Origin of the sequence: Aminipila butyrica (assembly GCF_010669305.1) — a bacterium.
GTDB classification, from domain to species: Bacteria; Bacillota; Clostridia; order Peptostreptococcales; family Anaerovoracaceae; genus Aminipila; species Aminipila butyrica.
The window spans coordinates 3,284,713-3,310,650 of the sequence record NZ_CP048649.1 but is presented as its reverse complement, the minus strand read 5'-3'; the positions used below and the strand labels follow the sequence as shown (position 1 = coordinate 3,310,650).

General features: G+C 45.1%; 24 protein-coding genes. 21 read left to right on the top strand and 3 right to left on the bottom strand.

Annotated features, from left to right (window positions below; all coding sequences use genetic code 11):
- Nucleotides 1–13: 13 nt before the first annotated feature.
- The 8 genes from Ami103574_RS15480 to Ami103574_RS15445 all read left to right on the top strand — a co-directional run bounded on the left by Ami103574_RS15480 (nt 14) and on the right by Ami103574_RS15445 (nt 8,642).
- Nucleotides 14–1,180 (top strand): SAM-dependent methyltransferase, encoded by a 1,167-nt coding sequence (locus tag Ami103574_RS15480; protein ID WP_163067850.1) that lies wholly within the window; start codon nt 14–16, stop codon nt 1,178–1,180.
- 95 nt (nt 1,181–1,275) lie between these two features.
- Complete coding sequence (gene surE, locus Ami103574_RS15475; RefSeq protein ID WP_163067849.1) at nt 1,276–2,058, top strand: 5'/3'-nucleotidase SurE; 783 nt, start codon at nt 1,276–1,278, stop codon at nt 2,056–2,058.
- Nucleotides 2,059–2,077: 19 nt separating this feature from the next.
- Nucleotides 2,078–3,013 carry a DUF2156 domain-containing protein gene (locus Ami103574_RS15470; RefSeq protein WP_163067848.1) on the top strand — a complete coding sequence of 312 codons (936 nt, stop codon included), beginning with the start codon at nt 2,078–2,080 and terminating at the stop codon, nt 3,011–3,013.
- Between the two features lie 651 nt (nt 3,014–3,664).
- The gene (locus Ami103574_RS15465) at nt 3,665–4,843 is read left to right on the top strand and encodes an acetyl-CoA C-acetyltransferase (protein WP_163067847.1); all 1,179 of its coding nucleotides are present in this window, start codon (nt 3,665–3,667) and stop codon (nt 4,841–4,843) included.
- Nucleotides 4,844–4,974: 131 nt separating this feature from the next.
- The gene (locus tag Ami103574_RS15460) at nt 4,975–6,126 is read left to right on the top strand and encodes a DUF362 domain-containing protein (protein WP_163067846.1); all 1,152 of its coding nucleotides are present in this window, start codon (nt 4,975–4,977) and stop codon (nt 6,124–6,126) included.
- Between the two features lie 170 nt (nt 6,127–6,296).
- Complete coding sequence (locus Ami103574_RS15455; RefSeq protein WP_246213164.1) at nt 6,297–7,142, top strand: amino acid ABC transporter substrate-binding protein; 846 nt, start codon at nt 6,297–6,299, stop codon at nt 7,140–7,142.
- A 16-nt stretch (nt 7,143–7,158) separates the two neighbouring features.
- On the top strand, nt 7,159–7,899 hold the full coding sequence (locus tag Ami103574_RS15450; RefSeq protein WP_246213163.1) for an amino acid ABC transporter permease: 741 nt from the start codon (nt 7,159–7,161) through the stop codon (nt 7,897–7,899).
- Nucleotides 7,887–8,642, top strand: coding sequence for an amino acid ABC transporter ATP-binding protein (locus tag Ami103574_RS15445; RefSeq protein WP_334297167.1), 756 nt, complete (start codon nt 7,887–7,889; stop codon nt 8,640–8,642). The genes Ami103574_RS15450 and Ami103574_RS15445 overlap by 13 nt, the downstream gene beginning before the upstream one ends.
- A 75-nt stretch (nt 8,643–8,717) precedes the next feature.
- On the opposite strand, the gene Ami103574_RS15440 is transcribed toward Ami103574_RS15445, so the two are convergent.
- The gene (locus Ami103574_RS15440; protein WP_163067843.1) at nt 8,718–9,344 is read right to left on the bottom strand and encodes a DUF4397 domain-containing protein; all 627 of its coding nucleotides are present in this window, start codon (nt 9,342–9,344) and stop codon (nt 8,718–8,720) included.
- Nucleotides 9,345–9,657: 313 nt separating this feature from the next.
- Entirely contained in the window at nt 9,658–10,860 is a 1,203-nt protein-coding gene (coaBC, locus tag Ami103574_RS15435) for a bifunctional phosphopantothenoylcysteine decarboxylase/phosphopantothenate--cysteine ligase CoaBC (protein ID WP_163067842.1), read from the bottom strand.
- Nucleotides 10,861–11,504: 644 nt separating this feature from the next.
- On the opposite strand from coaBC, the gene Ami103574_RS15430 reads away from it, so the two are divergent.
- The gene (locus tag Ami103574_RS15430; protein ID WP_163067841.1) at nt 11,505–13,181 is read left to right on the top strand and encodes a glutamine--tRNA ligase/YqeY domain fusion protein; all 1,677 of its coding nucleotides are present in this window, start codon (nt 11,505–11,507) and stop codon (nt 13,179–13,181) included.
- 114 nt (nt 13,182–13,295) lie between these two features.
- On the opposite strand, the gene Ami103574_RS15425 is transcribed toward Ami103574_RS15430, so the two are convergent.
- Nucleotides 13,296–16,061, bottom strand: a complete 2,766-nt coding sequence (locus Ami103574_RS15425; protein WP_163067840.1) for an ATP-binding protein — start codon at nt 16,059–16,061, stop codon at nt 13,296–13,298.
- Nucleotides 16,062–16,233: 172 nt separating this feature from the next.
- Between Ami103574_RS15425 and yhbY the strand changes: the two genes are divergently transcribed.
- The 12 genes from yhbY (at nt 16,234) to atpA (ending at nt 25,926) form a co-directional block, all read left to right on the top strand.
- Complete coding sequence (yhbY, locus tag Ami103574_RS15420; RefSeq protein ID WP_163067839.1) at nt 16,234–16,533, top strand: ribosome assembly RNA-binding protein YhbY; 300 nt, start codon at nt 16,234–16,236, stop codon at nt 16,531–16,533.
- Nucleotides 16,534–16,548: 15 nt separating this feature from the next.
- On the top strand, nt 16,549–17,352 hold the full coding sequence (gene truA / locus Ami103574_RS15415; protein WP_163067838.1) for a tRNA pseudouridine(38-40) synthase TruA: 804 nt from the start codon (nt 16,549–16,551) through the stop codon (nt 17,350–17,352).
- A 63-nt stretch (nt 17,353–17,415) separates the two neighbouring features.
- Nucleotides 17,416–17,865, top strand: coding sequence for a deoxycytidylate deaminase (locus tag Ami103574_RS15410; RefSeq protein ID WP_163067837.1), 450 nt, complete (start codon nt 17,416–17,418; stop codon nt 17,863–17,865).
- Between the two features lie 7 nt (nt 17,866–17,872).
- Nucleotides 17,873–19,030, top strand: a complete 1,158-nt coding sequence (locus Ami103574_RS15910) for an MraY family glycosyltransferase (RefSeq protein ID WP_246213162.1) — start codon at nt 17,873–17,875, stop codon at nt 19,028–19,030.
- A 72-nt stretch (nt 19,031–19,102) separates the two neighbouring features.
- Nucleotides 19,103–20,212: a non-hydrolyzing UDP-N-acetylglucosamine 2-epimerase gene (gene wecB / locus Ami103574_RS15905; RefSeq protein WP_163067836.1), complete on the top strand. Its 1,110-nt coding sequence runs from the start codon at nt 19,103–19,105 to the stop codon at nt 20,210–20,212.
- 44 nt (nt 20,213–20,256) lie between these two features.
- Entirely contained in the window at nt 20,257–21,564 is a 1,308-nt protein-coding gene (locus Ami103574_RS15395; protein WP_163067835.1) for an MATE family efflux transporter, read from the top strand.
- 291 nt (nt 21,565–21,855) lie between these two features.
- The gene (locus Ami103574_RS15390; protein WP_163067834.1) at nt 21,856–22,167 is read left to right on the top strand and encodes a hypothetical protein; all 312 of its coding nucleotides are present in this window, start codon (nt 21,856–21,858) and stop codon (nt 22,165–22,167) included.
- A 59-nt stretch (nt 22,168–22,226) separates the two neighbouring features.
- Nucleotides 22,227–22,922, top strand: a complete 696-nt coding sequence (atpB, locus tag Ami103574_RS15385; RefSeq protein WP_163067833.1) for a F0F1 ATP synthase subunit A — start codon at nt 22,227–22,229, stop codon at nt 22,920–22,922.
- Between the two features lie 190 nt (nt 22,923–23,112).
- Complete coding sequence (gene atpE / locus Ami103574_RS15380) at nt 23,113–23,331, top strand: ATP synthase F0 subunit C (protein ID WP_207710510.1); 219 nt, start codon at nt 23,113–23,115, stop codon at nt 23,329–23,331.
- 42 nt (nt 23,332–23,373) lie between these two features.
- Nucleotides 23,374–23,880 carry a F0F1 ATP synthase subunit B gene (gene atpF, locus Ami103574_RS15375; protein ID WP_163067831.1) on the top strand — a complete coding sequence of 169 codons (507 nt, stop codon included), beginning with the start codon at nt 23,374–23,376 and terminating at the stop codon, nt 23,878–23,880.
- The gene (gene atpH, locus Ami103574_RS15370) at nt 23,868–24,401 is read left to right on the top strand and encodes an ATP synthase F1 subunit delta (protein ID WP_163067830.1); all 534 of its coding nucleotides are present in this window, start codon (nt 23,868–23,870) and stop codon (nt 24,399–24,401) included. Before atpF ends, atpH begins: the two co-directional genes overlap by 13 nt.
- 16 nt (nt 24,402–24,417) lie before the next feature.
- Nucleotides 24,418–25,926 carry a F0F1 ATP synthase subunit alpha gene (atpA, locus tag Ami103574_RS15365; protein ID WP_163067829.1) on the top strand — a complete coding sequence of 503 codons (1,509 nt, stop codon included), beginning with the start codon at nt 24,418–24,420 and terminating at the stop codon, nt 25,924–25,926.
- Nucleotides 25,927–25,938 lie beyond the last annotated feature (12 nt).

The following is a 25,938-nucleotide window of genomic DNA, read 5'->3' as shown; positions in this document are numbered from 1 at the left end:
GGGAGGAACTATGATGAAAAAGAAACAAGAGTTACTTATGGAGTTTTTGAGCCAGTTTGATGAAAAACCCTTTGCCGTCGAAATAGATGGCGAAACTCATGTGATTGGCCAGCCTGAGCCAACCTTTACGGTGAAGATTAACAAGCCTATCGAGGTGAAAGCTTTGATGAAGAGCACCTCTTTAGCATTGGGAGAGGCGTACATGAGAGGGGATATTGAGGTCAAGGGAGACTTGTATACAGCTTTGAACAATTTCTTGGGCCAGCTAGGAAAATTCTCCACCGATACGAAGGCCTTAAAAAAGCTGATGATGACCTCCAGCGGGAAGAAAAACCAGCAAAAAGAGGTCGCTGCCCATTACGACATCGGCAATGATTTTTATGCCCTGTGGTTGGATGAAAGCATGAGCTATTCCTGCGGGTACTTCAAGCGAAAAAGCGAGACCTTGTACCAAGCACAGATAAATAAGATTCATCATATCTTGGAAAAACTTGGATTGAAGGAAGGTATGAGCTTGCTGGATATTGGCTGCGGCTGGGGACAGCTGCTCATTGAAGCTGCCAAGACATATAAGGTCAAGGGAATGGGAATAACCTTGAGCCAGGAGCAGTGCAAGCGGTTCCAGGAGCGAATTGAAGAGGAGGGCGTGGAGGAATATCTGACAGTAGCCCTGATGGATTACCGGGATCTGCCAAAATCAAAAAAGACCTTTGATCGAGTGGTCAGCGTGGGCATGATTGAGCACGTGGGAAGAGAGAACTACAATTTATTCCTGTCCAGCGTGGACAAAGTGTTAAAGCCGACCGGCTTATTTTTATTGCACTATATCAGTGGCATGAAAGAGCACCCGGGAGATGCATGGATGCGAAAATATATATTCCCAGGAGGTATGTGCCCAAGTCTGCGGGAGATTATTGACCTATGCGCAGAGTACAACTTCTACACGTTAGATGTGGAGAGCCTGCGGCGGCATTATACGGAGACCTTGCTGAGGTGGGATGCAAATTTCAATGAACACCGGGAAGAAATCGAAGAGAAGATGGGCGGAGAGTTTGCTCGTATGTGGGATTTGTACCTGTGTGCTTGTGCGGCAACTTTTAACAGAGGTGTCATCGACCTTCATCAGATATTAATCTCCAAAGGGGTAAATAACGATCTGCCGATGACTAGATGGTATTAAAATATTACACAGGTTGGCTGTATTTTTCCATGGATAAAACCGCATATTGATGATAGTATGGTAGCAAGAGTATATGCAAAGGAGTAAAAATTAACATGAATATTTTAGTGTCTAACGACGATGGAATACAGGCAAAAGGAATCTCTGAACTAGTAAAAGCTTTGTCAAAAGTAGCCGATGTGTACGTGTGTGCTCCCCACGTAGAGCGCAGTGCCGCTGGCCACAGCATTACCATAAGGCAGGGGTTGGAAGCTACAGAGGTTCCTTATAAAAATGCGCAGCTGGCCTATGAAATAAGTGGTACACCGGCGGATTGTGTAAAATTGGGTGTTTTACTTTTAAGAAATCGGGGTATAGATGTAGATATGGTTTTCTCCGGTATTAACCACGGAGGAAATCTGGGGACAGATATCCACTACTCGGGAACCGTATCTGCCGCTATCGAAGGCTGCATCTGCGGGATTCCCTCAGTGGCTGTTTCGATTCATGGCACAGTTCCGGTCAATGGATATGAACCGAAGCACTTTGATGTGGCCGCCGAGTTAGCAGTACAGGCGATGTTGAAGTCCTTTGGTAAGCTGGATGACAAAACGGTATTGAATATCAATGTACCGGACGTACCCAAGAAGAAGTTAAAAGGTGTGAAGGTTACAACCCTGGGCACCCGGGTATATGAGGGCTGGTTTCATCAGCAGGAAGTGGAAGATACGGGTGCATGCCAGTATTGGTACAGCGGGAAACCTGTGAAATGCCAGGACCTGACGGAGGAATATGACGTGATGGCGATACAAAATGGTTACGCATCCATCACACCGCTTCACTATGATTTTACTAACTATAAATTGGTGGAGGAAGTGAAGAGCTGGGGCATTGAATGACAAAAGGAAAGAACAATAGATGAGCATTTTTAAAAACGAAATAACGATAGAAAGTAAAGCAGTTCTGGAGCCCTATTTATTCTCTTATGAGTACCGGACTTCTGGACTGTCATTTTCGTCACTCTATATGTGGCGGGACCAAAATGAGTTTTCATGGGAGATCATAGGGGATTATATGGTTATCGCCGGATTAAGTCATCTGGAGATTGACAAACACGAATATTTCCTGTTTCCACCACTGACCAAGACTGGTACGTACGAACCGGAGAGCCTTAGAAAGACCTTGGAGGAGACCAGAAGACGGTTTAAGGAAAAAGACTCCACTTTTACCATCCGTCTGCTTCCCGCTCACATGCGAGAGGTCATTGCAGAGGCCTGCCCTGGGACAGAGTTTATTCCCGACCGGCCTAATTATGATTACTTGTATTTGAAGCAGGATTTAATTGACCTAAAAGGTCGGACCTATCATGCCAAGAAGAACCATTTGAATTATTTTCTCAATAATTATCAGTATGAGTACGTGCCGCTGACGCCGGACATGTTAGATACAGTCATGGTGTTCCTGGAGGAGTTCAACGCGCGGAAGAATATCGCTCCTCATGAGATGAACTGGCTGCTGATGGAGACCAACGCCATGCGAGATGTGGTGATGAATCTAAACAAGCTGGATTATATAGCGGGAGCTATTGTTATAGATGGCAAGGTGGAGGCTTTCAGCATTGGCGGACGGTTGGGAGAAGAGACGGTAACGGTTCACGTAGAGAAGGCTAACAGCCAGATTCGTGGCCTATATCCAGCCATCAACAATGAGTTTTGTAAGCACTTGGACGATTCAGTAGTGTATGTGAACCGAGAAGAGGACATGGGCATTGAGAATTTGCGGAAAGCGAAGCTTTCCTATAAGCCGGTGGAACTGGTGGAGAAGTATATTGTATGCTTTAAAGATTGGGTTTAAAAAGAAATGAAAAAACCGCTAAACGGCTGCAAGGTTATTGCATCGGTTTAGCGGTTTATTTTTGTCCTCGCATTTTTGAGGCGATAGCTTATCTTTCGAATAGGTGGGAAGTATCAGTAAGCTCGGCAGACACAGGGTTAGGTACCCTAAAAAGCGTTTTTCACAGAAATCGCATATACAAATAGGACAAATAGACTAAATATATACCACAATGATTTTTTATTCATATTTCTTATCCTATCCTTTCTTCAAAACCAATGCTGCATGAATAGAAACAGCTTAAAAATTCCAACTATATTTTAACAGGTAAAGAGGCTGAAAAGGATAACTGTTTTTAGCCAGCTTTTTTATATTATCAGTAACGATTGAAGTTATTTGTAGGAGTTCATTAAATTGTTATATAAAACAAGTTTTACAGGTAAAAAAGTGTAAGAAAATTAAAAAAACTATTGACTTCTCTTTGCAGACATTTTAAAATTATATAAAAATTGTGAAATATATAACAATAAATCAACATTTTGCGGGTTATCATATTGCAATTAACAGGAAATGTGATATGATATATGGGAATGAAAGCTTATACAATACATTTAATTTGCAAATGATTCTTGCGAATGATTTTTACAAATGGTTTTAAGGAGGACTAAAAACATGAGAGAAGTAGTAATTGTAAGTGCAGCTAGAACACCGCTTGGCAGCTATGGCGGTTCCTTAAAGGATGTTAAAACATCAACTTTAGGAGCTATCGCAATTAAGGGTGCAATTGAAAGAGCTGGAATCAAGCCGGAACAGATTGACGAAGTTGTTATGGGTTGCGTACTTCAGGGTGGTTTAGGACAAAACATAACAAGACAGATGGCGATTGAAGCAGGGATTCCGGTTGAAGTGCCTGCAATGACATTAAATAAGGTCTGCGGTTCAGGCCTTAGAGCAGTTTCTTTGGCAGCACAGATGATTAAAGCAGGCGATGCAGACATCGTTGTTGCTGGTGGTGCTGAAAACATGTCAGCAACAGCTTATGCCATGCCGGCAGCAAGATGGGGCGCTAGAATGAACAACACTAAGATGGTGGATATGCTGGTTAATGACGGTCTTTGGGATGCATTTAACGATTACCATATGGGTATTACTGCTGAAAACATTGGTGAGCAGTGGAACCTTACAAGAGAAGAACTAGATGAGTTTGCAGCTACTTCACAGCAGAGAGCTGAAGCGGCTATCAAGGCAGGCAAGTTTAAGGATGAAATCGTTCCAGTGTCCATTCCTCAGAGAAAGGGCGAACCAAAGATCTTTGATACAGATGAATTCCCTAAGTTTGGAACTACTGCTGAAGGCATTGCTAAATTAAAGCCTGCTTTCAAGAAGGATGGTATCGTAACAGCTGCTAATGCTTCTGGTATCAATGATGCAGGTGCTGCCGTAATCGTTATGTCCAAGGAAAAGGCAGACGAACTGGGTCTTAAGCCGCTTTGCACTATTAAGTCCTACGCTTCTGCCGGTGTAGATCCAACTATCATGGGTATCGGACCGGTTCCTGCAACAAAGAAAGCTTTAGAAAAGGCTGGCATGAAGGTTGAAGATCTTGAACTGATTGAAGCAAACGAAGCTTTTGCTGCACAGTCCGTAGCAGTAAGAAAAGATCTTGGACTGAATCCTGAAATCGTTAATGTAAATGGCGGAGCAATTGCTATCGGTCATCCAATTGGCGCTTCTGGAACAAGAATCCTGATCTCCCTGATTTACGAAATGGCTAAGAGAGATGCTAAGACTGGTCTGGCAACTCTTTGCATCGGCGGCGGACAGGGTACAGCGCTTATCGTTGAAAGATAAAAATAAATAGAGACCATTTTTATGAAGAAGGCTGGATTTCCAGCCTTCTTTGTTGTAGAATGAAGCTGATGAGAAGGAATGCAGCCCGGCTGCAAGGAAAAAATAATTGTATTGGAGGAAGAGAAAAATATATGAAAAAATCAACCGTATATTTCACCAGCATGAAGACCGAGCTAGGTGTGAGCCTGCTGACGAAATTAGATAAATTAATCCGCAAGGCAGGGATGGACTCCATGGATTTGAAAGAGAAATACACTGCTATCAAAATCCACTTTGGAGAGCCGGGAAACCTGGCCTACCTGAGACCGAACTATGCCAAAGTGCTGGTGGATTTAATCAAGCAGCAAGGAGGAAAGCCGTTTTTAACAGATTGCAATACTTTGTATGTGGGTGGCAGAAAAAATGCCTTAGACCACATAGAGTCTGCTTACCTCAACGGGTTTTCACCCTTTTCCACCGGCTGCCATGTCATCATCGCCGACGGACTGAAAGGCACCGACGAGATGTTAGTGCCTGTAGAGGGCGGTGAATTCGTCAAAGAAGCTAAAATTGGACGGGCAGTTATGGATGCGGATGTATTTATTTCCTTAAATCACTTTAAAGGACACGAGTCTACAGGCTTTGGTGGCGCGATTAAAAACATCGGTATGGGCTGCGGGTCTCGGGCCGGAAAGATGGAGCAGCACAGTGCCGGAACACCGATGATTCGTCAGAAAGTCTGTATCGGCTGTGGGAAGTGTATAGCCGTATGCGCTCATGATGCCATCACCATTGAAGACCGAAAGGCCTACCTGAACGAAGATAAATGTGTCGGCTGCGGCAGGTGCATTGGAGTCTGTCCAACGGATGCTATCGCCACCAAATGGGATGAGTCTAAAGATATTTTAAACAAAAAAATGGCGGAATACACCTGGGCCGTTCTACATGGTCGTCCGCATTTCCACGTATCGCTAGTGGTAGATGTATCCCCTAACTGTGACTGTCATTCGGAAAATGATATCCCAATCGTGCCGAACATCGGTATGTTTGCTTCCTTTGATCCCGTAGCTCTGGACAAGGCCTGTGCGGATGCGGTCAACGGACAGATGCCGGTAAAGGGCAGTATCCTGGAAGACCAGATTCATCACCACGGGGATTGCAGCTGCGACCATCAGGAAGACGCGCAGCAGCCAACAGACCATTTTCAGATGACACATCCGGATACGAATTGGGAGGTCTGCCTTGCTCACTGTGAAAAGATGGGATTAGGCAGCATGGATTACGATCTGGTTACCGTAAAATAGTGAAAATTTATAAAGAAAAGACCAAAAGGCAGTCAGAGATGGCTGCCTTTTGGCTTGATAGAAATCAGTTGACAGGTTCAGCAAAGTATGGTACTATCTTTAAGTAGCGCTTTAGTGAGATAAAGCGAATGGGTAACGAAGAAATAATAATGAAAATTAGGAGGACAGCAATGAAGAAATTATGGACAAGTTTACTTATGATAACACTTGTAGCCGGTCTGATTGCCATGACCGGATGCGGAAGCACCGAAAATGCTGATGGCACCAATGATTCCGACTTGACAGGCTGGGCTTATATCGAAGACAAGGGCGAACTGATTGTAGGCTTGGATGACACGTTTGCTCCGATGGGATTCCGAGATGAAGCGGGAGATCTAGTGGGCTTTGATATTGATTTGGCCAACGCAGTCGGTGAACAACTGGGCGTAAAGGTTACCTTTAAATCTATCGATTGGGATGCTAAGGAAATGGAGTTAAAATCTAAACGGGTTGACTGCATTTGGAATGGTATGTCCGCTACGCCGGAACGAATAGAAAGTATGGCTCTCACTGACAAGTACATTAACAACAAGATTATTGTAATGGGAAAAGATGACACCATCAAGGTAAAGAAGGCTTCCGACTTGGCTAACTACAACGTGGGAACTCAGGCAGATTCCGCTGCTCTGGAGATCCTGAAGGCCAACCCGGACTATGATACTTTCGCAGACAAAATTTCTGAATACAAGACCTATGATGAAGCCATCATGGATATGCAGGCTGGTAGAATCGACTGCATTGCTGTAGACCAGGTGTTAGGCGAATACAAGAACACAAAGCTGGCTCAGAAGATGGTAGTATGTGATTACGACTTTGGAGACGACTTCTATGCTATCGGCTGCCGCAAGGCGGACACCGATGTGGCTGCGAAGATTACCGAAGCACTGGATGCCGTTATTCAAAGCGGCAAGGCGGAAGAAATCAGCAACAAGTGGTTTGGACGCAACATTGTTATACTAGAAGGATATGATGAATAATAAGAGGTAATAGATAGTGGATCAGTTTTTTAATCAACTGGCGGAGACTATAAATTATGTGGGCGTTTTAATGCCCACTCTATTGCAGGGAGCTTGGGTAACAGTCAAGCTCTTTGCTTTTACATTAATTTTAGCTCTGCCTTTAGGCCTGCCCTTTGCATTGGGCAGCAATAGCAAATTTGCACCGTTTAGGTGGATATCAAAGACATACATCTGGATCTTTCGAGGAACTCCCCTTATGCTCCAGCTGTTTTTCTTTTATTTTTACATTCCTATCGTCATGGACGTACGGTTGGATGCCTTTACTACGGCAGTCATTACTTTTGTACTGAATTACGCCTCTTATCTGGCAGAAATTTATAGAGGCGGTATCGAGAGCATTGACAAGGGGCAGTATGAAGCGGCTCAATCCTTGGGATTGGATCGCAGACAGACTATGTTTGGTATTATCCTGCCTCAGACAGTAAAGCGAGTCCTGCCATCTGTATCCAACGAGGCCATCACCTTGATTAAGGATACAGCGTTGGTTTCCGTTCTTTCCGTAGGGGAGCTGCTGAAAGCCTCCAGAGGAGCTGTAAATCGCGACGTAAACGCTACAGCTTTTGTTATCGCAGCTATTATATATTTAATATTCACCTTCCTGTTGACTTTGTTGACAGGTTATTTGGAACGGCATTATTCTAAATATGAAGGACATGAGGTGCAGATCACCAGTAAGAGAAGGAGGAGCAGCATATGGAAGCTATTTTGCAAATGAAGGACATCGTAAAACAGTTTGCCGGTTGTTTGGCTCTGGATCACGTGAATTTCTCAATGCAGAAGGGTGAAACAGTGGCTATCATTGGTCCTTCTGGCTCGGGAAAGAGTACCCTGCTGCGATGTATCAACTGTTTGGAACGAATCACAAGCGGCAGCATTACCTTAAACGGAGATACCTTTGTGGAGACGAAGGCTGGCATGAAAGCCGTGTATCTGCCAGATAAGTCTTTAAAGAATATTTGCGCAGAGACTGGCATGATTTTTCAGCACTTTAATTTGTTTCCTCACATGACTTGCCTGGAAAATGTGTGCTACGCACCAGTCAAGGTTAAGAAGCAGAAAAAAGAAGAGGCTCAAGCCCGTGGACGACAACTGCTGGACATGGTAGGCTTGTCTCAAAAAGGGGAGGCCTATCCGGCTCAATTGTCCGGTGGACAAAAGCAGCGAGTGGCTATTGCCAGAGGTCTGGCCATGAACCCAGAGATTATGTTGTTCGATGAGCCTACCAGTGCGCTGGACCCGGAGATTACTGGGGAAGTACTGAGCGTTATGAGAAAGTTGTCCAAGGAGCATACGACCATGGTCATTGTTACTCATGAAATGGGCTTTGCTAAGGAAGTGGCGGACCGAGTTATTTTTATGGATGCAGGAAAGATTGTAGAAGAGGGAACGGCAGAAGACATCTTCCAGAATCCGAAGAGTGAGCGGCTAAAGGATTTTTTGAGTTCAGTGTTACGATAGTATTTTGAATAGGAAAGGCGGGAGGTTTTGCAGTGGGCTGGTTTAGCACTTGCAGGACACCGCCTTTTTTCATATTCAGGTTAAGTTGTTGTCTTCCAAGAAAAGGCCGTCAAGAGGTGGAGTTCCCATGGACAAGCCTAGGGCATAGAGCGTATAAATCTTACCTTGGTGGAGAGAAAAAGAAGGCAGCGTAATAATCACCACAGCAGGATTTGAATCTAGTCGGAGCTGAAAGTTGAAAGGTCTGGGAGCGATCGGCAGGTATCGAGTTATCTGCTGGAAGGAAACTTGAGAGAATAATAAAGTCCCGTTAGGCAGTGTTACATCCACAGCTGGAGTGTCTGGTGATAGGTGAACAAAGCGAAACAAGGCATTGATGATACCGGGGGGCTGAGCAAAATCGGAAACTGCCAGAAAATTTATCGTTGCTGCCATGCCACAGATGCAGACGGTATACAGGTCTCCGATGCCGACGGACAACTGATTGACCAGCAGGGGCTGTTCTGTGTCATCTGCTGCATAGAGGGTAAAGGTATAGAGGCCTCTAGTAAGAGGTATGTAGTCCGTATGCTGTCCATAAGCAAGTCCCGAGGCTAGTAGCTGCTGATTTGCATATACATCTACTTTGGGGGCATCGGGGACTGCATGGAGAAGGCGGACATAGCCGACGGACGGCATTTCTAAAACTGTCGTATGTTTCATAAGGTCACCTGGTCCTTTTTATTATGTAGGGAATAAATCTGAAAGCGATAGGAATGGAATATCAAAAAATGTTGCAATTTAATGAGAAGGGATGTGAGCAAAGAGCGTGTCGCAGAGGCTTTTTATAGGGAAAATGAGCGTTCCTTTATAATATATGCTTTTGGGGTGACAAGGGTTAATGCAAAAGAAAACCGTATTCAGCAAGTAAAATAGCTGGATACGGTTTTATAGTTTTAGAAGTTGGACGGGTTTAGTTTTAGGGAATGCCAAAGGTGTGGAACTATGGAGCTAAGGAGCCGTTAACGGCAAATTTCTATATTTCTTTCTGGTACAGCTCCAAAGCGGTGTCGATAATTCGGTTGGCCGTATCAAACTTGGAAAGAAGAGGCAGTTCCTGAAGGCCGTCTTTGGTAATAATCGTGACGATATTCGTGTCGGTGCCAAAGCCGGCTCCCTCCACTTTAAGATTATTTGCGACAATCATGTCTAGATTTTTCTTTACCAGCTTCGCCTGGGAATTTTCCAGCATATTCTCCGTTTCCATAGAAAATCCGCAGAGAACTTGTCCATTTTTTTTGCTGGAGCCTAGCTGTAAGAGAATATCAGAAGTACGGGCCAGGGGAATGGATAAACTGTCATCTGCTTTCTTTACCTTGTGCTCGTAAGAGACGGAAGGCGTATAGTCAGAAACGGCAGCAGCCTTAAAAATCATATGGGCACTGTCCGCTTGCTGCTGGACTGCATCATACATGTCTTTGGCAGAAGTTACCTGTACCACATCTACGAATCTAGGCGGGGCGATGGCAGTCTTCCCCGTGATTAACGTCACCTCTGCGCCTCGCAGCATGCAGGCCTGAGCCAGGGCATAGCCCATTTTACCAGTGGAATGGTTACTGATAAAGCGCACGGGGTCCACGGCCTCCTGAGTAGGGCCGGCAGTGACTAAGACCTTTTTACCAATTAAGTCTTTTTCTTTAGCTAGGTGCTTGAGGATGTATTCAAAGAGCACTTCGGGCTCTGGCATTTTACCTTCGCCGACATCATTGCAGGCCAGCAGTCCGGTGGCCGGTTGAATAATCTCAAAGCCGTAATGAGCTAGTTTGCGCAAGTTGTCCTGGGTGATGGGGTTCTGGTACATGTTAGTATTCATCGCTGGAGATATCAGTTTTACCGCCTTAGAGGCCAAAACCGTAGTGGTCAGCATGTCATCAGCAATGCCGTTAGCCAGCTTGGCAATCAAGTTGGCGCTGGCTGGAGCCAGCATAATCAGGTCTGCCTTCTTGGCGATGGAAATGTGTGTTACATCGAATTTGAAGTCTCGGTCAAATGTATCGATCAGGCACTTGTTGCCTGTAAGGGTTTCAAATGTAAGCGGTGCAATAAATTCGCAGGCGTTCTTGGTCATGATTACGTGGACATCGCAATGCTGCTTTTTTAAAGCACTTGCCAGGTACGCAGTTTTATAGGCAGCGATGCTGCCGGTTATTCCTAGAACGACGGTTTTTCCTGTTAGCATAATTCAATTACCTTTCTGAAATAAATCAAGATGATATGCACTACTATGAGTAATGCAGAGCATACCATTATTGTAAATACTTATTGCGTGAAAAGCAACTGGAATGTTATAATAATGCCAATGGCCGGGAGGCCATTGGCATTATTTCACCATATCCAACCTTGCGGCGGAGCCGCCAAAGGGCGAAGGATATGGTATAATAAAAACAAGGATTGAGTTGGGGGATGCTGAAAGGACGCGTTTATTAAAGCCTGATTGACCAAGTTCGCATGTTACAATACCAATTCATAATAAAATACGTTTGGGAGGCCATTGGCATTATTTCACCATATCCAACCTTGCAGCGGAGCTGCCAAGGGGCGAAGGCTATGGTATAATAAAAACAAGGATTGAGTTGGGGGATGCCGAAAGGACGCGTTTATTGAAGCCTGATTGACCAAGTTTTCATGTTACAATACCAATTCATAATAAAATACGTTTGGGAGGCCATTGGCATTATTTCACCATATTCAACCTTGCGGCGGAGCAGCCAAAGGTGAAGCCTGCAACCTTAAAATATGCTGGGGAGAACTGGTATATTTTCGTATTTAAAGGCAATAGCTAAATATAAAGATAGTAGTATTGGAGCAAAAGGAGGAAGAATTATGACTGACGAGAAAAAAGCTGTGAACTCTGAAGGAACAGAGACGCAGACCGCTTCCAATTTTATTCATAATATAATAGAAAAGGATTTGGAAACACAAAAATACGGAGATCGGGTTTATACTCGATTCCCACCGGAACCTAATGGATATTTGCATATCGGACACGCTAAGTCCATCTGCTTGAACTTTTCTACCGCTCAGAAATATGGTGGAAAGTGCAACTTGAGATATGATGATACGAATCCGGTGAAAGAGGACATGGAGTATGTGACTTCCATTGAAGAAGATGTAACTTGGCTAGGCTTTCAATGGGATAAACGCCTTTGGGCCTCTGATTATTTTGATAAAATGTGTGAAGCCGCAGTAGACCTGATTAAAAAGGGAAAGGCTTTTGTGTGTGACTTAAATGCAGAGCAGATTCGGGCATACCGGGGGACCTTAAAGGAACCAGGACAAGAAAGCCCTTACAGAAGCCGCAGCGTAGAAGAAAATATAAGCCTTTTTGAGGAGATGCGAGCCGGTAAATACGGAGATGGCGAAAAGGTCCTTCGGGCCAAGATTGACATGGCTTCTCCTAATATCAACTTGCGTGACCCGGTTATCTATCGGATTGCTCATGTCAGCCATCACAACACAGGGGATCAGTGGTGCATCTACCCTATGTACGACTTCGCTCATCCTATTGAAGACGCTATCGAAGGGATTACACACTCTATTTGTACCTTGGAGTTCGAAGATCATCGGCCTCTTTACGAATGGGTACTGGAGCAGCTGGGCTGGTGGGAAGCACCTCCTCAGCAGATTGAATTTGCCAGATTGAATATCACTAATACAGTCATGTCTAAGCGGTATTTGAAAGCCATGGTAGAAGACGGAACGGTGGAAGGCTGGGATGATCCGCGGATGCCAACGATTGCTGGTCTGCGGAGAAGAGGTTATACACCGGAAGCGGTGCGAGATTTCTGTGAGCGCATTGGTGTATCCAAGGCCAACAGCTTGGTGGATGTGGCCTTGCTGGAGCATTGTGTCCGAGAAGATTTAAAGAATCAGGTAGAAAGCCGAAATGTGGTAGAAAATCCGATTAAAGTGATTATCACGAACTATCCGGAAAATCAGACCGAAGAGATGGAGATTGAGAACAGCAAGGAAGTCCCAGAGATGGGCAGCCGGATGGTGCCTTTTTCTAGGGAACTCTACGTAGATGGCGAGGACTTTATGGAAGTGCCCATCAAGAAATATTTTCGGCTTTTCCCAGGTAACGAAGTTCGGTTTAAGGGCGCTTATTTCATTACCTGTAATGAGGTCATCAAGAATGAAGATGGCACAATCAAGGCGCTTCACTGCACCTACGACCCGGAGACCAGAAGCGGAAGCGGGTTTGAGGGTCGAAAGGTCAAAGGAACTATTCACTGGGTAGACGCCAAGACTGCAATTAAGATCAAAATTCGCCAGTATGGGCATTTGATGATTGAAGATGAGAAGGGTGAAAACATAATGAATCCAGCATCCCTAACGGAGCTGGAAGCCTATGCTGAACCAGCTGTGGCCCAGGCCAAGGCTGGGGAGCGTTTCCAATTCTTCCGACATGGATATTACATTGCAGACAGCAAGTTGTCCACCGAAGGAAATCTGGTGTTTAACCGAATTGTAGACCTGAAAAGTTCTTGGAAAAAATAGTAACTGTTAAATGTGGCGAACACAGGGTTGGCAAAGTTGCTTTGCTGTTAACGCTAAGTCATAAGAAAACAAAAAGGGAGCAGAGCCTGTGTAATAACAGGTTCTGCTCCCTTTTCAGGTATAGGAGACAGCACTCTTGCACACGCCTTTCAGCTCATATCGGAACTGAGACAGGAGGGTCGCAGCGTTTTCCGATTCTTCTTTTAGAGCTGCTTCCAACTGGGTGGAGATTTGTTGCAATGGTACTAGTCCCAACGTGCCCGCCAGGCCTTTAATGGAATGAGCCAGCCGGTGGGCTTCTAAATAATTATTGTTTAAAATCAGCGTTTGAATATCTTGGTCTGCATGGTTATAAGTGTTTTTAAATTTCATCAAATGTTTGATGTACAACCTTTCTGAACAGCCCAAGTTTTTGGCAGCTTCGGTCAAATCCAGCTCGGAGAGCCGATCAGGATAGAGCTGGTCGTCGTCCCCCTCCTCTTCGAAAGCAGCAGCTAGCTTGGGCACAAATCCTACAAGGTTTAAATCCGTATCTGTTTTCGATTCTATGATTGTGGAGGTGTCAGCCGTCTCCTTATCCGAATCCGAGGTTGGAGCGATTGTACCCTGTGATTGCTCCAGAAAGCTTGTCCCAAAATCAGCACTTGTTAAAGCTGATTCGGGGAGTTCGTCACCAGTACCGTCGAAGTATGGACGCAGGATACGGTAGAATTCCTTGTAACGGAACGGTTTGCTGATAAAGCCGTCCATAATACCTTTGTACTTTTCCTTTGTCTCCGGATCAATGTTGGTGGCCGTCAAAGCCAAAATTGGGCAAGTAATACCTACCTCGCTTTTAAGGATTTCGGCGGCAGTGTAACCGTCCATAACGGGCATATGAATATCCATAAGAATGACGGTATAGTAGTCTTCTGGAACCTTTAGACACATGTCTACTGCTTCTTGACCGTCACAAGCGTGGTCGCAGACAATATGAGAGTCTGCTAACATGCTCTGAGTTACTTCGTAGTTTAATTCCGTATCCTCTACCACTAGCACACGCCGCCCCTTGCCATCCAATAGAGACAGAGAATTGCCTGCTAAAGAGGAAGACTCACAGGAGGCTGGATCTACAGTAGGAGCCCAGATCGTAAACTGAAAACGGCTGCCAGAGCCTTTTAGGCTTTCAACCCAGATATCACCACCCATAGCGGTTACCACATGCTTGCAGATAGCTAGTCCAAGTCCAGTTCCCTGGTGTTGTTTGGTCAGATGATTTTCCAACTGTTCAAATTCCTGGAATACCTTGGAAATATCCTCCTGTTCAATGCCCATACCTGTGTCTTCAATGGTGAATTTCAGCAAGGCAGAGTTTTGTTGCATGTTTAGCAGCTCAATGGCCAGGCGAATGTGGCCTGTGGTAGTAAATTTGCAAGCGTTATTAACCAGATTCAGCAGAACCTGTGCTAAACGAGTTTTATCCGCAGAAAGACATAGGCTGGTTGGAAAGCGAAAATCCTTAATCAGCTCCAGGCCTTTGTCATAAATCAGAGGCCTGAATACTTCCTCTGATTCACTGACCATGCTGAGTAAGTTGAAGTCAGCTGGATAGAGGACAAAATTAGATTTTTTAATCTTAGATATATCCAGTACGTCGTTGATAATGTTCAAGAGCAGTTCAGAGGAAATATGTAGTTTTGCCAGAATTTCTTTTTGCTCCATGGTTAGATTCATACCCTGAAGGATGTGAACCATGCCGATAATCACGTTTAACGGCGTCTTGATTTCGTGGGATACGTTGGCCACAAACGACGACTTGGCGTTGGCGAAAAATTCAATCTCTTTTAATTGATGTTGCAGAGCCTGATCCTTTAGCTTGCTTTCTGTACAGTCTTGGATGAGTGTGACAAACTTCGGTTCATTTCGGTCATCAAAGATAGAAAAGCAATTATAATTGATGTAACGCATTGACCCTTCAAACGTGTAAGACATCTGTATATTTTTCGCATTCTGTGACAAGGAATATTCAGGTAGAGCTTCAGCAATTTCTTCAGGCATCAGGGCAAAGGTGGTCTGTCCCAGGGGATTTGGTGATTGAATGTTTAGAAGCTGCTTATAGGTGGCATTCATGTATTCATATTTTTGCTCATGATCCACGATAGCCATACCCACGTCAGCATTTTCGATGGCCTTACTGTACAATTGATTGAAATAGGCATTATATTGGTTGTTTCTTAAATAGATAAAGAATGCCTTGGAAGCTAGCATAATCAGGCATATCCCGAGAACAATGGCCACAGTAGAGATGAAGTGTAAAGAAAACTGTAGGTCTTTTTCTTTGGAAGCAATCCGATTGAGATAGAGGCTGGTGTACTTATCGATGGCATCTGTTTTGGAGTCCGATAGTTTAGAGTAAGGACTGTCATATAAAATATCGGTATTTCTCTGATCCACAGCGGATAAAAGCACTTGGGACATTTGATTGTATTGATTTAGTGCTGTTGTCAGCAGTGCCTGCTCTTCCTGGTTTAAGGAGAAGCTGGACCGATGGTTGTCCGCTGCCGCACTGTAGCGGCCGGGAAACTGGAGAACGCTTAGCTTGCCTTCATCTGAAAAACTTAGGTAAGTAAGATTTCTGTTGTTGCAACTAATAAAGTCATTTGTGTCTGTAACGAACTTATATTTTGCAGAGGCATCTCCTGTAGCGAGATATTCCTTTGCCTTTGAAACTAATCCATTATATTCTTGTTCGTAAATATTATTGAGATGTAAGAGGCTATTTTTGCTTCGTTCATAGTGGATAAGCTGACTGTCTGCTGATACATACCATACCGCGCAGGATACGAAGCTTAGGGACAATAGAACCATTGTCACTAAGATATATTTGAAGCGATGCAGCATTTGGATTACCCCCCTTTCCAACGTCTTTCTAGCGTTCTATCAGCATTGTAATCTGTCGAAAAATAAATGTAAAGTACTTCGACAAAAGGAGACAATTTAATACTACTTTTATTTTTAAAATTGATGTATAATAGTATCAAATAATGAGTTTTTGGAAGGGAAAATAAAGAAAATGATAACAAGCAAACAGAGAAGTTACCTAAAGAGCTTAGCTCACAGTCTGGAACCTTCCGTTTATCTGGGAAAAGGCGGGCTGACGGAGAACATTATAAAGGAAGTGGAAGTAAACCTGGAAGCTAGAGAACTGGTTAAGGTGAAGTTACAGGAGGGCTGTACTCTGGAACCGAAAGAGGTGGCTAATCAGGTAGCTGAACAAGTAGGGGCTGAGTTTGTACAGGCCATAGGCAAGAAGTTTACTCTGTACAGAGAGTCCAAGGAAAACAAGCAGATTGAGCTCCCGAGAGCCCGGTAAGGGCGGAGAACGCATATGAAAAATATTTTGCTGACTGTAGAATATGATGGCACTTTGTTTTCCGGCTGGCAGCGTCAGCCACAGCGCAGGACGGTCCAGGGAGAACTGGAGAAGATTCTAAGCTTGGTGTGCCGCTGCCCCATTCAGATTAATGGGACAAGCCGTACAGATGCCGGAGTTCATGCCCTGGGCCAGCGAGCCAGCTTCAAGGGCGACTTCGGGATTCCTACTGATCGGCTGTTGATTGCGGCTAACAATCTACTGGCGGGAGGCTTAAATACCTCCGGACGAGTAGGAGATTTGCGAATCTTGAACGCGGAAGAGATGTCAGCGGACTTTCACGCTCGATTCGATGCCAAAGGGAAAAAATATATCTATCAGATTCTCAATGAACCGGAGCTACAAATATTCAGCCGGAATCAGTATTACCAAGTGCAGAAAAATCTGGATACAGATGCCATGAGGGCGGCCGCTGCTCATATCGTAGGTACCCATGATTTTAAATGTTTTCAGGCTGCCGGAGGGGAAGAGAAGAAGACCACTGTGCGGACCATCTACGCATTGAATATTGTGGAGAAGAAAACACTGGAAGGCAAGCGAATTGTCGCATTAGAAATCAAGGGGGACGGCTTCCTTTACAATATGGTGCGGATTATCACGGGCACACTGGTCGAGGTGGGTTTGGGCAAGAAGAAACCCGAGTCCGTGGCGGATATTATCGACGGCAAAGAACGGCAGCAAGCTGGTCATACAGCACCGCCTCAAGGGCTGTATTTGGCAAAAGTGTACTATGACCTTGAAGAATTGGTTGAATTTTGATACAATAAACAGACTAGGATGAAAAAGTCTGCCTAAAAAAGGCGGAACTTCTGGAGGAAAGAAATGGAAAGACCCAGCTGGGATGAATATTTTATGGGCATTGCCTCGCTGACGGCGCAGCGGTCTACCTGCCTTCGCAGACAGGTAGGCGCGGCCATCGTTTGTGACAAGCACATCGTAGCCACCGGCTATAACGGGGCGCCTAGAGGCATTAAACATTGTGAAGAACGAGGAGGCTGCCTGCGGGAGAAATTACAGATTCCGTCAGGGGAACGACATGAACTCTGCATGGCTCTCCATGCAGAGCAAAATGCTATCATTCAGGCGGCCACTTTGGGACAAAGCATTGAAGGTGCTACCATCTACATAACCCATCAGCCTTGCGTAATCTGCGCTAAGATGATTGTCAATGCAGGCATCGCGCGGCTGGTAGTTAAAGAAGGGTATCCGGATGAATTGTCTGTAGAGATACTGAACGAAGCTGGATTAAAGATAGAAAAGATAGGGGATTAGGTAAATCATGGTTTTTTGGATAGCTTTTTTAGCAGCATTCATATTGTCCGTTATTTTTACGCCGGTGGCCATCCGGCTGGCTCCTGTAATCGGAGCGGTGGATGTGCCTAAAGACAGCAGGCGCATGCACACCAAGCCTATGCCGCGGTTCGGCGGGCTGGCTATCTTTATTGGGGCTATGGTCACCATTGGCTGGGTTACTTTCCGGGGCTGGCCAGTGCAGGCCATGGCTTTTCAGCAGATGGGGGCTGGATTTCTGGATCAGCCTATTGAAAGCATGTATGGAGTCCTGCTGGGCGGAGCGCTGATTTATATACTGGGCATTATCGACGATTTGAAGGGGCTGCCAGCCAAGGTGAAATTTTTAGGACAAGCCCTGATTGCTTGTGTGCCCTATGCCTTTGGCGTGCGGATTGAATTTGTGACTAACCACTTCGGTGCTAGCTTTGGGGATTCCCACAGCTACTTTGCCGGAGCGGTTTGCTTTTTTATCACCATTATTTGGATTGTGGGGATTACCAATACGGTGAACCTCATTGACGGGCTGGACGGCCTAGCTTCAGGGGTGGCGTCTATTTCCTCCCTTTGCTTGGCTTACACTGCTTATATCCATGGTGCCTATCTGCCGGCGCTGGCTATGCTGGCTTTAGCCGGAAGTGCGCTGGGATTTTTGCCTTACAACTTCCATCCGGCAAAGATTTTTATGGGAGATGGCGGATCTCTGTTTCTAGGCTTTATGCTGGCCACCCTTTCTGTGGTAGGACCGGTTAAGAGTGCGACCATTATGGCGGTGATCATTCCTGTATTGGTGTTAGGCCTGCCTATTTTCGATACGGCCTTTGCCATCCTGAGGCGGCTTGTAAATCATCGGCCTATTATGGAAGCAGACAAGGGACATCTCCATCATCGGCTTATGGCGGCAGGCTTAGGCCAGCGTCGGACAGTGCTGACCCTCTATGGTATCAGTGGTGTCATGGGGGTGGCGGCAGTGCTGTTCAGCCGGGATCTCTTCGTGGAGACCGCAGGCCTCATCGCTATCGCACTTATGTACATCTACGTATTTCTTACGGATGCCAGCAATTGGCGGCTGCAAATTAAAGCAGTTAACATCGCTCATGAGGAGAAGTGCCAGAAGAAACGAGACAAGAAGAGGAAGCGAAAATAATCTATTTGACTAGAGCTTGACAGGCGCTTGGACCGAAAGCGGGAAGGGCGTTGGAAGAATAGGAGTGTAACTATGAAGGTAATGACTGTCTTTGGGACTAGACCAGAAGCAATCAAGATGGCACCTTTGGTCAAGCAGCTGAACGAGACAGAAGGGATTCAGTCTGTTCTCTGCGTGACAGCCCAACACCGAGAGATGCTGGACCAGGTGCTGGAACTTTTTCAACTGACACCGGATTATGACTTAAACATTATGAAGCCCAATCAGACCATCAGCCAGATTACGTCTAACGTGCTGGTAGGATTGGAGGAGGTTCTGCAAAAGGAACGGCCCGATGTGGTGCTGGTTCACGGAGATACCACCACCACCTTTGCGGCAGCAATGGCCAGTTTTTATCAACAGATTAAAGTTGGACATGTGGAGGCGGGACTTCGGACCTATGACAAATATTCTCCTTATCCGGAGGAGATGAATCGAGTATTGACAGGTCATCTGGCAGATTTTCATTTTGCTCCTACGGAGCGAAACCGAAAGAATCTTCTGCGAGAAGGGGTGCCAGAGGATAAGATCTTTATTACAGGGAACACTGTCATCGACGCACTTTTCCAGGTAGTAGACAAGCCTTATGAATTTGAAGATAAGACATTAAAGACAATCGACTTTGAAAATCATCGAGTTATTACAGTAACTTGTCATCGTAGGGAAAATCTGGGGGAGAATATGGAACAGATTTTCGGAGCCATTCGGCGGATTGCGGAAGAGTTTCAGGATGTGGAAATCATCTATCCGATGCACATGAACCCCAAAGTACGAGAGACAGCCAATAAGATTTTGCAGGGAATGGATCGAGTTCATTTGATTGATCCACTTCAGTATCAGCCTTTTGAGAACCTCATGGCTAAGTCCTACTTTATCATCACGGATTCTGGTGGTATTCAGGAGGAGGCGCCTTCTTTAGGCAAGCCAGTGTTGGTGGTTCGGCGAGAGACGGAGCGGCCTGAAGCAGTGGAGGCCGGCACAGTGAAACTAGCCGGCGTGGAGATGGAGAATATCTATCAGTTGTCCAAAGAATTGCTGACCGATCCGACTGCCTATGCCGTTATGGCGCAGTCCATGAACCCTTATGGGGACGGACATGCGTGTGAAAGGATTGTTGACGTATTAAAGAAGAAACTATCGTAACCATTGACAACAGAGACCTGTTAAAGAAGCTGGCGGTCATCGCCTTGCCCATTGCGGCACAGGGGCTGATTTCATCCTCTCTGACCTTGATTGACAACTTGATGGTTGGAAGCTTAGGCGAGACGGAGCTGGCTGCGGTAGGTATCGCCATCCAGATTTATCTCATCCATTGGATTGTCATGTTTGGATTTACCAGCGGGGTTTCTACCTTTATGGCTCAGTTCTGGGGTAGTCAGGATGTGCGAAACATTAAGAAGGCCACAGGGTTGGCTATTTGTGTCTGCCTGGCCATCAGCAGCCTGTTTTTCCTGGTAGCGGCATTTGTTCCCCATCTGGTTATGCGGCTGTTTACGGACATCCCGGAACTGATCGAGTTGGGAACCGCCTATATTCGCACTGGGGCACCCATGTTCTTAACGATCAGCATAACGGTGCCTTTTACGGCGGCCCTTCGAACGACTCAGCAGACGAAGCTGCCATTATATATCAGTATCGTGGTTTTTATCACCAATGCGGTGCTGAATTATACCTTTATCTTTGGTAAGTTTGGTGCACCTCAGCTAGGGGTTCCCGGTTCTGCTTTGGGAACGGTCTTAGCTCGCTGCTTAGAGCTGACGTTAGTCCTTTTCGTCGTCTTCGTCCGCAGGAACTTGGTAGCCGGGCGTCTGTCGGAGTATGTGGGCTGGAATCGGGAATTGGTACGGCGTATCGTTAAGAATGCGATACCTACCACGATGAACGAGGCTTTTTGGAGTATTGGCACATCTATGTATGTAGCCGCTTATGCCAGAGTAGGAGTCACCGCTTATGCGGCGGTTCAGGCCAGCAATGTGATTAACAACCTGTTTACCTTAGCGGCTTTTAGTATCGGCGATGCGACATTAATTTTGGTGGGGCAGAAGCTGGGGCAAGGCAAGGTAGAGGAAGCTTATGAATTGGCGCGGAAGCTTCTGCGCGTCGGTCTGGCAGTAGGTGTCTGCCTGGGACTGGGCTTGGTGTCCTGCTCTCGGCTGATTATTGGTCTATTTGAACTGACACCTCAGGGACAGCAATTCGCCTTCTATATTCTGCTTATATACGGGGCTTTTCTATGGCTCCATGTATACAATGGCATTGCGGTAACCGGCATCTTGCGATGCGGCGGGGATACGGTTTTCGCCATGGCGACAGAGATGATTACCATTTGGCTTTATGCTGTGCCGACGGCATTTATTACGGCACTGGCTCTAGGCTTGCCTATATATGTTGCGGTGTTCTTTGTCAAATTGGAGGAGATCATCAAATCGGTGATTCTGGTCAGGCGATTCCGCTCCAAGAAGTGGGCGAAAAATGTTATCCACAACATTGAATAGGCGGATATTTCTGAAATCGGACAAGTTTGTCTGGATAAATCTGCACTAAACCGCATAAAAATCACTAACTTGCTGACAATAGTTTTTGCGAATGGCTTAATAGAAATAAACGATAATGGAGGGCTAGGGCTAGCAGATGCAATGGTTTAGCGGTTTCTTTCGACAAAATGGGACAGCAGATGAAAAATTTAAAACAACAAGTCTTTACAATGGGAAAATTCAGAGTATAATTAAAGAAATGTAAAAAAACGTATGTTAAAATCGCTTTTTGACAAGAGAGGTTTATAAGAATTGGAATATGTAATTGGTGCCATAGTTGGTATTTTATATGGCGGTTTAGCTGGACTTTTAAAATACATTTTTCTATGGAAAAAGTTATTGACTCAGCAGGCTGAGAATCTCAAGATAGAAGCCGTTACTACTCGGCTTTTTATAAGCTACTTTGTCAATGCGCTGGTATTATTGATCGTATTTTTGATCAGAGACAAGATATCCCTTGATTTTACGGCTTTGATTATTGGAACGGCTTTTGCCTTAGTGGTGTCGGGAAAGTTTTTCTCGGTCCAAAAGGTGATGGAAAGGAACGGAAAGTCAGACCTGTAGAAGACTGGAAAAGACATAGGCCCATGTCAGGTAAGAATTGCATGTAGGAGGAAAGCAAAATGATAGAAATGTTAAATTCAATGGGTGTTACCAATGCCATGATAACCAGTACAGTTATAACGCTGATTATCTGTCTTTTGGCTATTTTAGCGGGAAGGCACATGGAAATGATTCCTTCGGGACTTCAAAATGCCATGGAGGTGGCGGTGGAGAAGTTGGGAGACTTCTTTGCGGATTTAATGGGCGAATACGCCGGGCGCAAATATCTTCCCTTTGTAGGCACTTTATTTATCTACGTATTGCTCTGCAACTATTCTGGTTTGCTTCCGCTTTCAGGGGAGTTACCGGGTGTTCAGGCTCCTACCAGCTCGATTAATTTCCCTCTGGGACTAGCCTTACTTGTTTTCTTCTTCGTACAATTTGTAGGAATCAAGGAAACACACGGTCTTGGATTTTATAAGCATTACTTTAAGCCGATAGCGGCACTGTTCCCGTTGATGATTGTGGAAGACTTAGTTAAGCCGGTATCCCTGACTCTTCGGCTTTACGGAAACATCTACGGAGAAGAATCTGTAACTCACGTGTTCTTTGGTATGGTTCCTCTGGGATTGCCGATTATCATGCAGATTTTCAGCGTACTCATGGGCATGATTCAGGCTTTGGTATTTTCCCTGTTGGCAGGCATCTATATCGCTGAGGCAGCAGAGCACGGTGCAGAAGAGCACGAGCATCTGCTTCAAGCTCAACATGGTTGATTTTGGGAATTGAACCGAAATTAACACATGGAAATGCAATAAAAAGGCAGATATAATGAAATCGGCTACAAAGCTCACAACGTTGGATATCTATTTTAAAGGGAGGAAGTTTACCGCCCAGCAAAATATATATAAATAATCAAACACATATGGCTGAAACTAATCAGCAGAAATGAAAGGAGAAAATAAAATGACAATTGCATTAGCAGCAGCATTAGCTATCGGTCTATCCACTATCGGTCCTGGACTTGGACAGGGTATCGCTTCCGCAAAGGCTTTGGAAGGTATGGCAAGACAGCCTGAGATGGCAGGTACACTTCGTACGAACTTAATCCTGAGTATGGCGTTCATGGAATCTTTAGCAATCTATGGCTTGTTGATCGCTTTCCTTTTAATGGCAAAGATTTAAGTTTATTAAAGAAAGCAAAACAACCACAGGGAGGGTTTATTCATGGGTGAAGCATTAGGTATTAACTTTACAGAGATTATCTTTGCTATTGTAAACTTTGTAATCCTTGTGACCGTGTTGGCGAAGTTCTTATACCGTCCGTTTACACAGATGTTGGAAAACAGAAAGCAGGCTATACAGGACTCCTTCGATCAGGCAGCAGACACGAACAAGAGAGCTGACGAGAAGATGGATCAGTATAACAAGCGTATTGCAAATGTGGAACTGGAAGGTAGAGATATCATCAAGAGTGCTAAGTTAAAAGCAGAAGCTCAGGCAAGTGATATTATCAATGAAGCAAACGCAAAAGCAACGGAGATTAAACTTCATGCTGAAACCGAAGTAGAACGCCAGAAGGCGAAGGCTTTAGCAGAAATGAAGTCTCACGTAGCGGCTATGGCTTTGCTTGCAGCAGAAAAGATTCTGGAAAAAGATTTGGCATTAGAAGGACAAGAGCATCTGATTGATAATATCGTTGAACAGGTAGGTGCGGCAAAATGGCAGAATTAACGGTTGGAATGACATATGGTAATGCGCTGTTTCAAGCAGCCCGCGACGTGGACAAAAAAGGTTTAATCCTGGAAGAAGCGACGCAGCTTCTTGATCTGTTAGATCGAGAGCCTGATTTGAGTGCCTTTATCAATACGCCGGTAGTTTCCGTTGTTGAAAAGAAAGACGTGTTAAAGTCGATCTTGGAAGGCCACATTTCGGAAGAGCTTTTAAACTTCCTGTACATCATGATTGATAAAGGAAGAGCAAGGCATTTTGCCAGAGCCATAAAGGTTTACGAGGAACTTTTAAATAAAGAAGAAGGGGTTTCCTACGGAAAGATCTTTTCCGTGGAGTCTCTTAGCGCTGATAGGCTCGAGAAATTTGAAGCAGAGACTGGAAAGCTGTTGCAGCAGACAGTGAAGCTTGAAAATGAAATCGACACCAAGTTGATTGGTGGCATCAAAATACTAATCGACGGTAAGGTGATTGACGCTTCTATTAGAAAGCGTTTAGATGACCTTAACAATACTATTATATAGAGAGGGGGTTGCTGACATGAACCTCAGACCAGAGGAAATAAGTGCCGTAATAAAAGAGCAAATCAAGAATTATAAAAATAAGCTTGAAATCTCTGATTTCGGTACTGTTATACAGGTTGGAGACGGTATTTCCAGAATTTATGGACTTGAGAAGTGTATGGCAGGCGAACTGCTGGAGTTCCCGGGAGAAATATACGGCATGGCACTGAATCTTGAAGAAGATAACGTGGGTGTCGTTATGCTGGGCTCCGACAAGAACATCAAAGAAGGCGATATCGTAAAACCTACAGGACGAGTAGTTGAAGTTCCCGTAGGTAACGATTTAATCGGTCGTGTTGTCAATGCGTTGGGCCAGCCTCTTGACGGAAAAGGCCCTATTCATGCAGAAGACCACAGACCGGTAGAATATCCGGCACCGGGTGTATTGCAGAGAAAATCAGTAAATGAGCCTTTACAGACAGGTATCAAGGCTATCGACTCCATGATACCAATCGGAAGAGGCCAGCGTGAACTGATTATCGGTGACAGACAGACTGGTAAGACAGCTATCGCCATTGATACCATCTTAAATCAGAAAGATTCCGGCGTAATCTGTATTTACGTCGCTATCGGACAGAAGAAATCCACAGTAGCCCAGTTGGTGCAGACTCTTGAAAATAAAGGCGCCATGGACTACTCTATTGTTGTGTCTGCAACGGCAAGTGACGTTGCACCGCTTCAGTATATTGCGCCTTATGCAGGTTGTGCTATGGCGGAACAATTCATGTATCAGGGTAAGGACGTATTGATCATCTACGATGACCTGTCCAAGCATGCGGTAGCTTATCGTGCTATGTCCCTGTTACTTCGTAGACCACCAGGGCGGGAAGCTTACCCAGGTGACGTATTCTATCTGCACAGCAGACTGTTGGAAAGAGCGGCAAAGTTGTCTGATAAATTGGGCGGAGGCTCCATTACGGCTCTGCCAATCATTGAAACACAGGCCGGAGACGTATCTGCGTACATTCCGACCAACGTTATTTCCATCACAGACGGCCAGATATTCCTGGAAACAGAACTGTTCTTTACAGGACAGCGTCCTGCTGTAAATGCTGGTATCTCCGTATCCCGTGTAGGCGGTAATGCGCAGATTAAGGCCATGAAGCAGGTTTCCAGCAAGATTAAGCTGGAATTAGCTCAGTATACAGAGTTGGCCAGCTTCTCACAGTTCGGTTCTGATATCGATAAGGACACCAAGGATCGACTGGATCACGGTTTGATTTTAATGGAAATAATAAAGCAGGGACAGTACAACCCAATCGCAGTTCAGCATCAGGTTATGATTATTTATGCTGCGGTCAATCACTTCCTTGCAGACATCCCTGTTGAACAGATTAAAGAGTTTGAAAAGGGCTTCTACGACTTTATGGATACTCAGTACGCACAGGTAGGAAAGACCATTAAAGAAAGCGGCAAGCTGGACGAAGCGACAGAAGCAACTCTGAAAGAAGCTATTTCCAAATATAAGGAAGTGCGCGACAAGTAGAGCGGGGAAGGT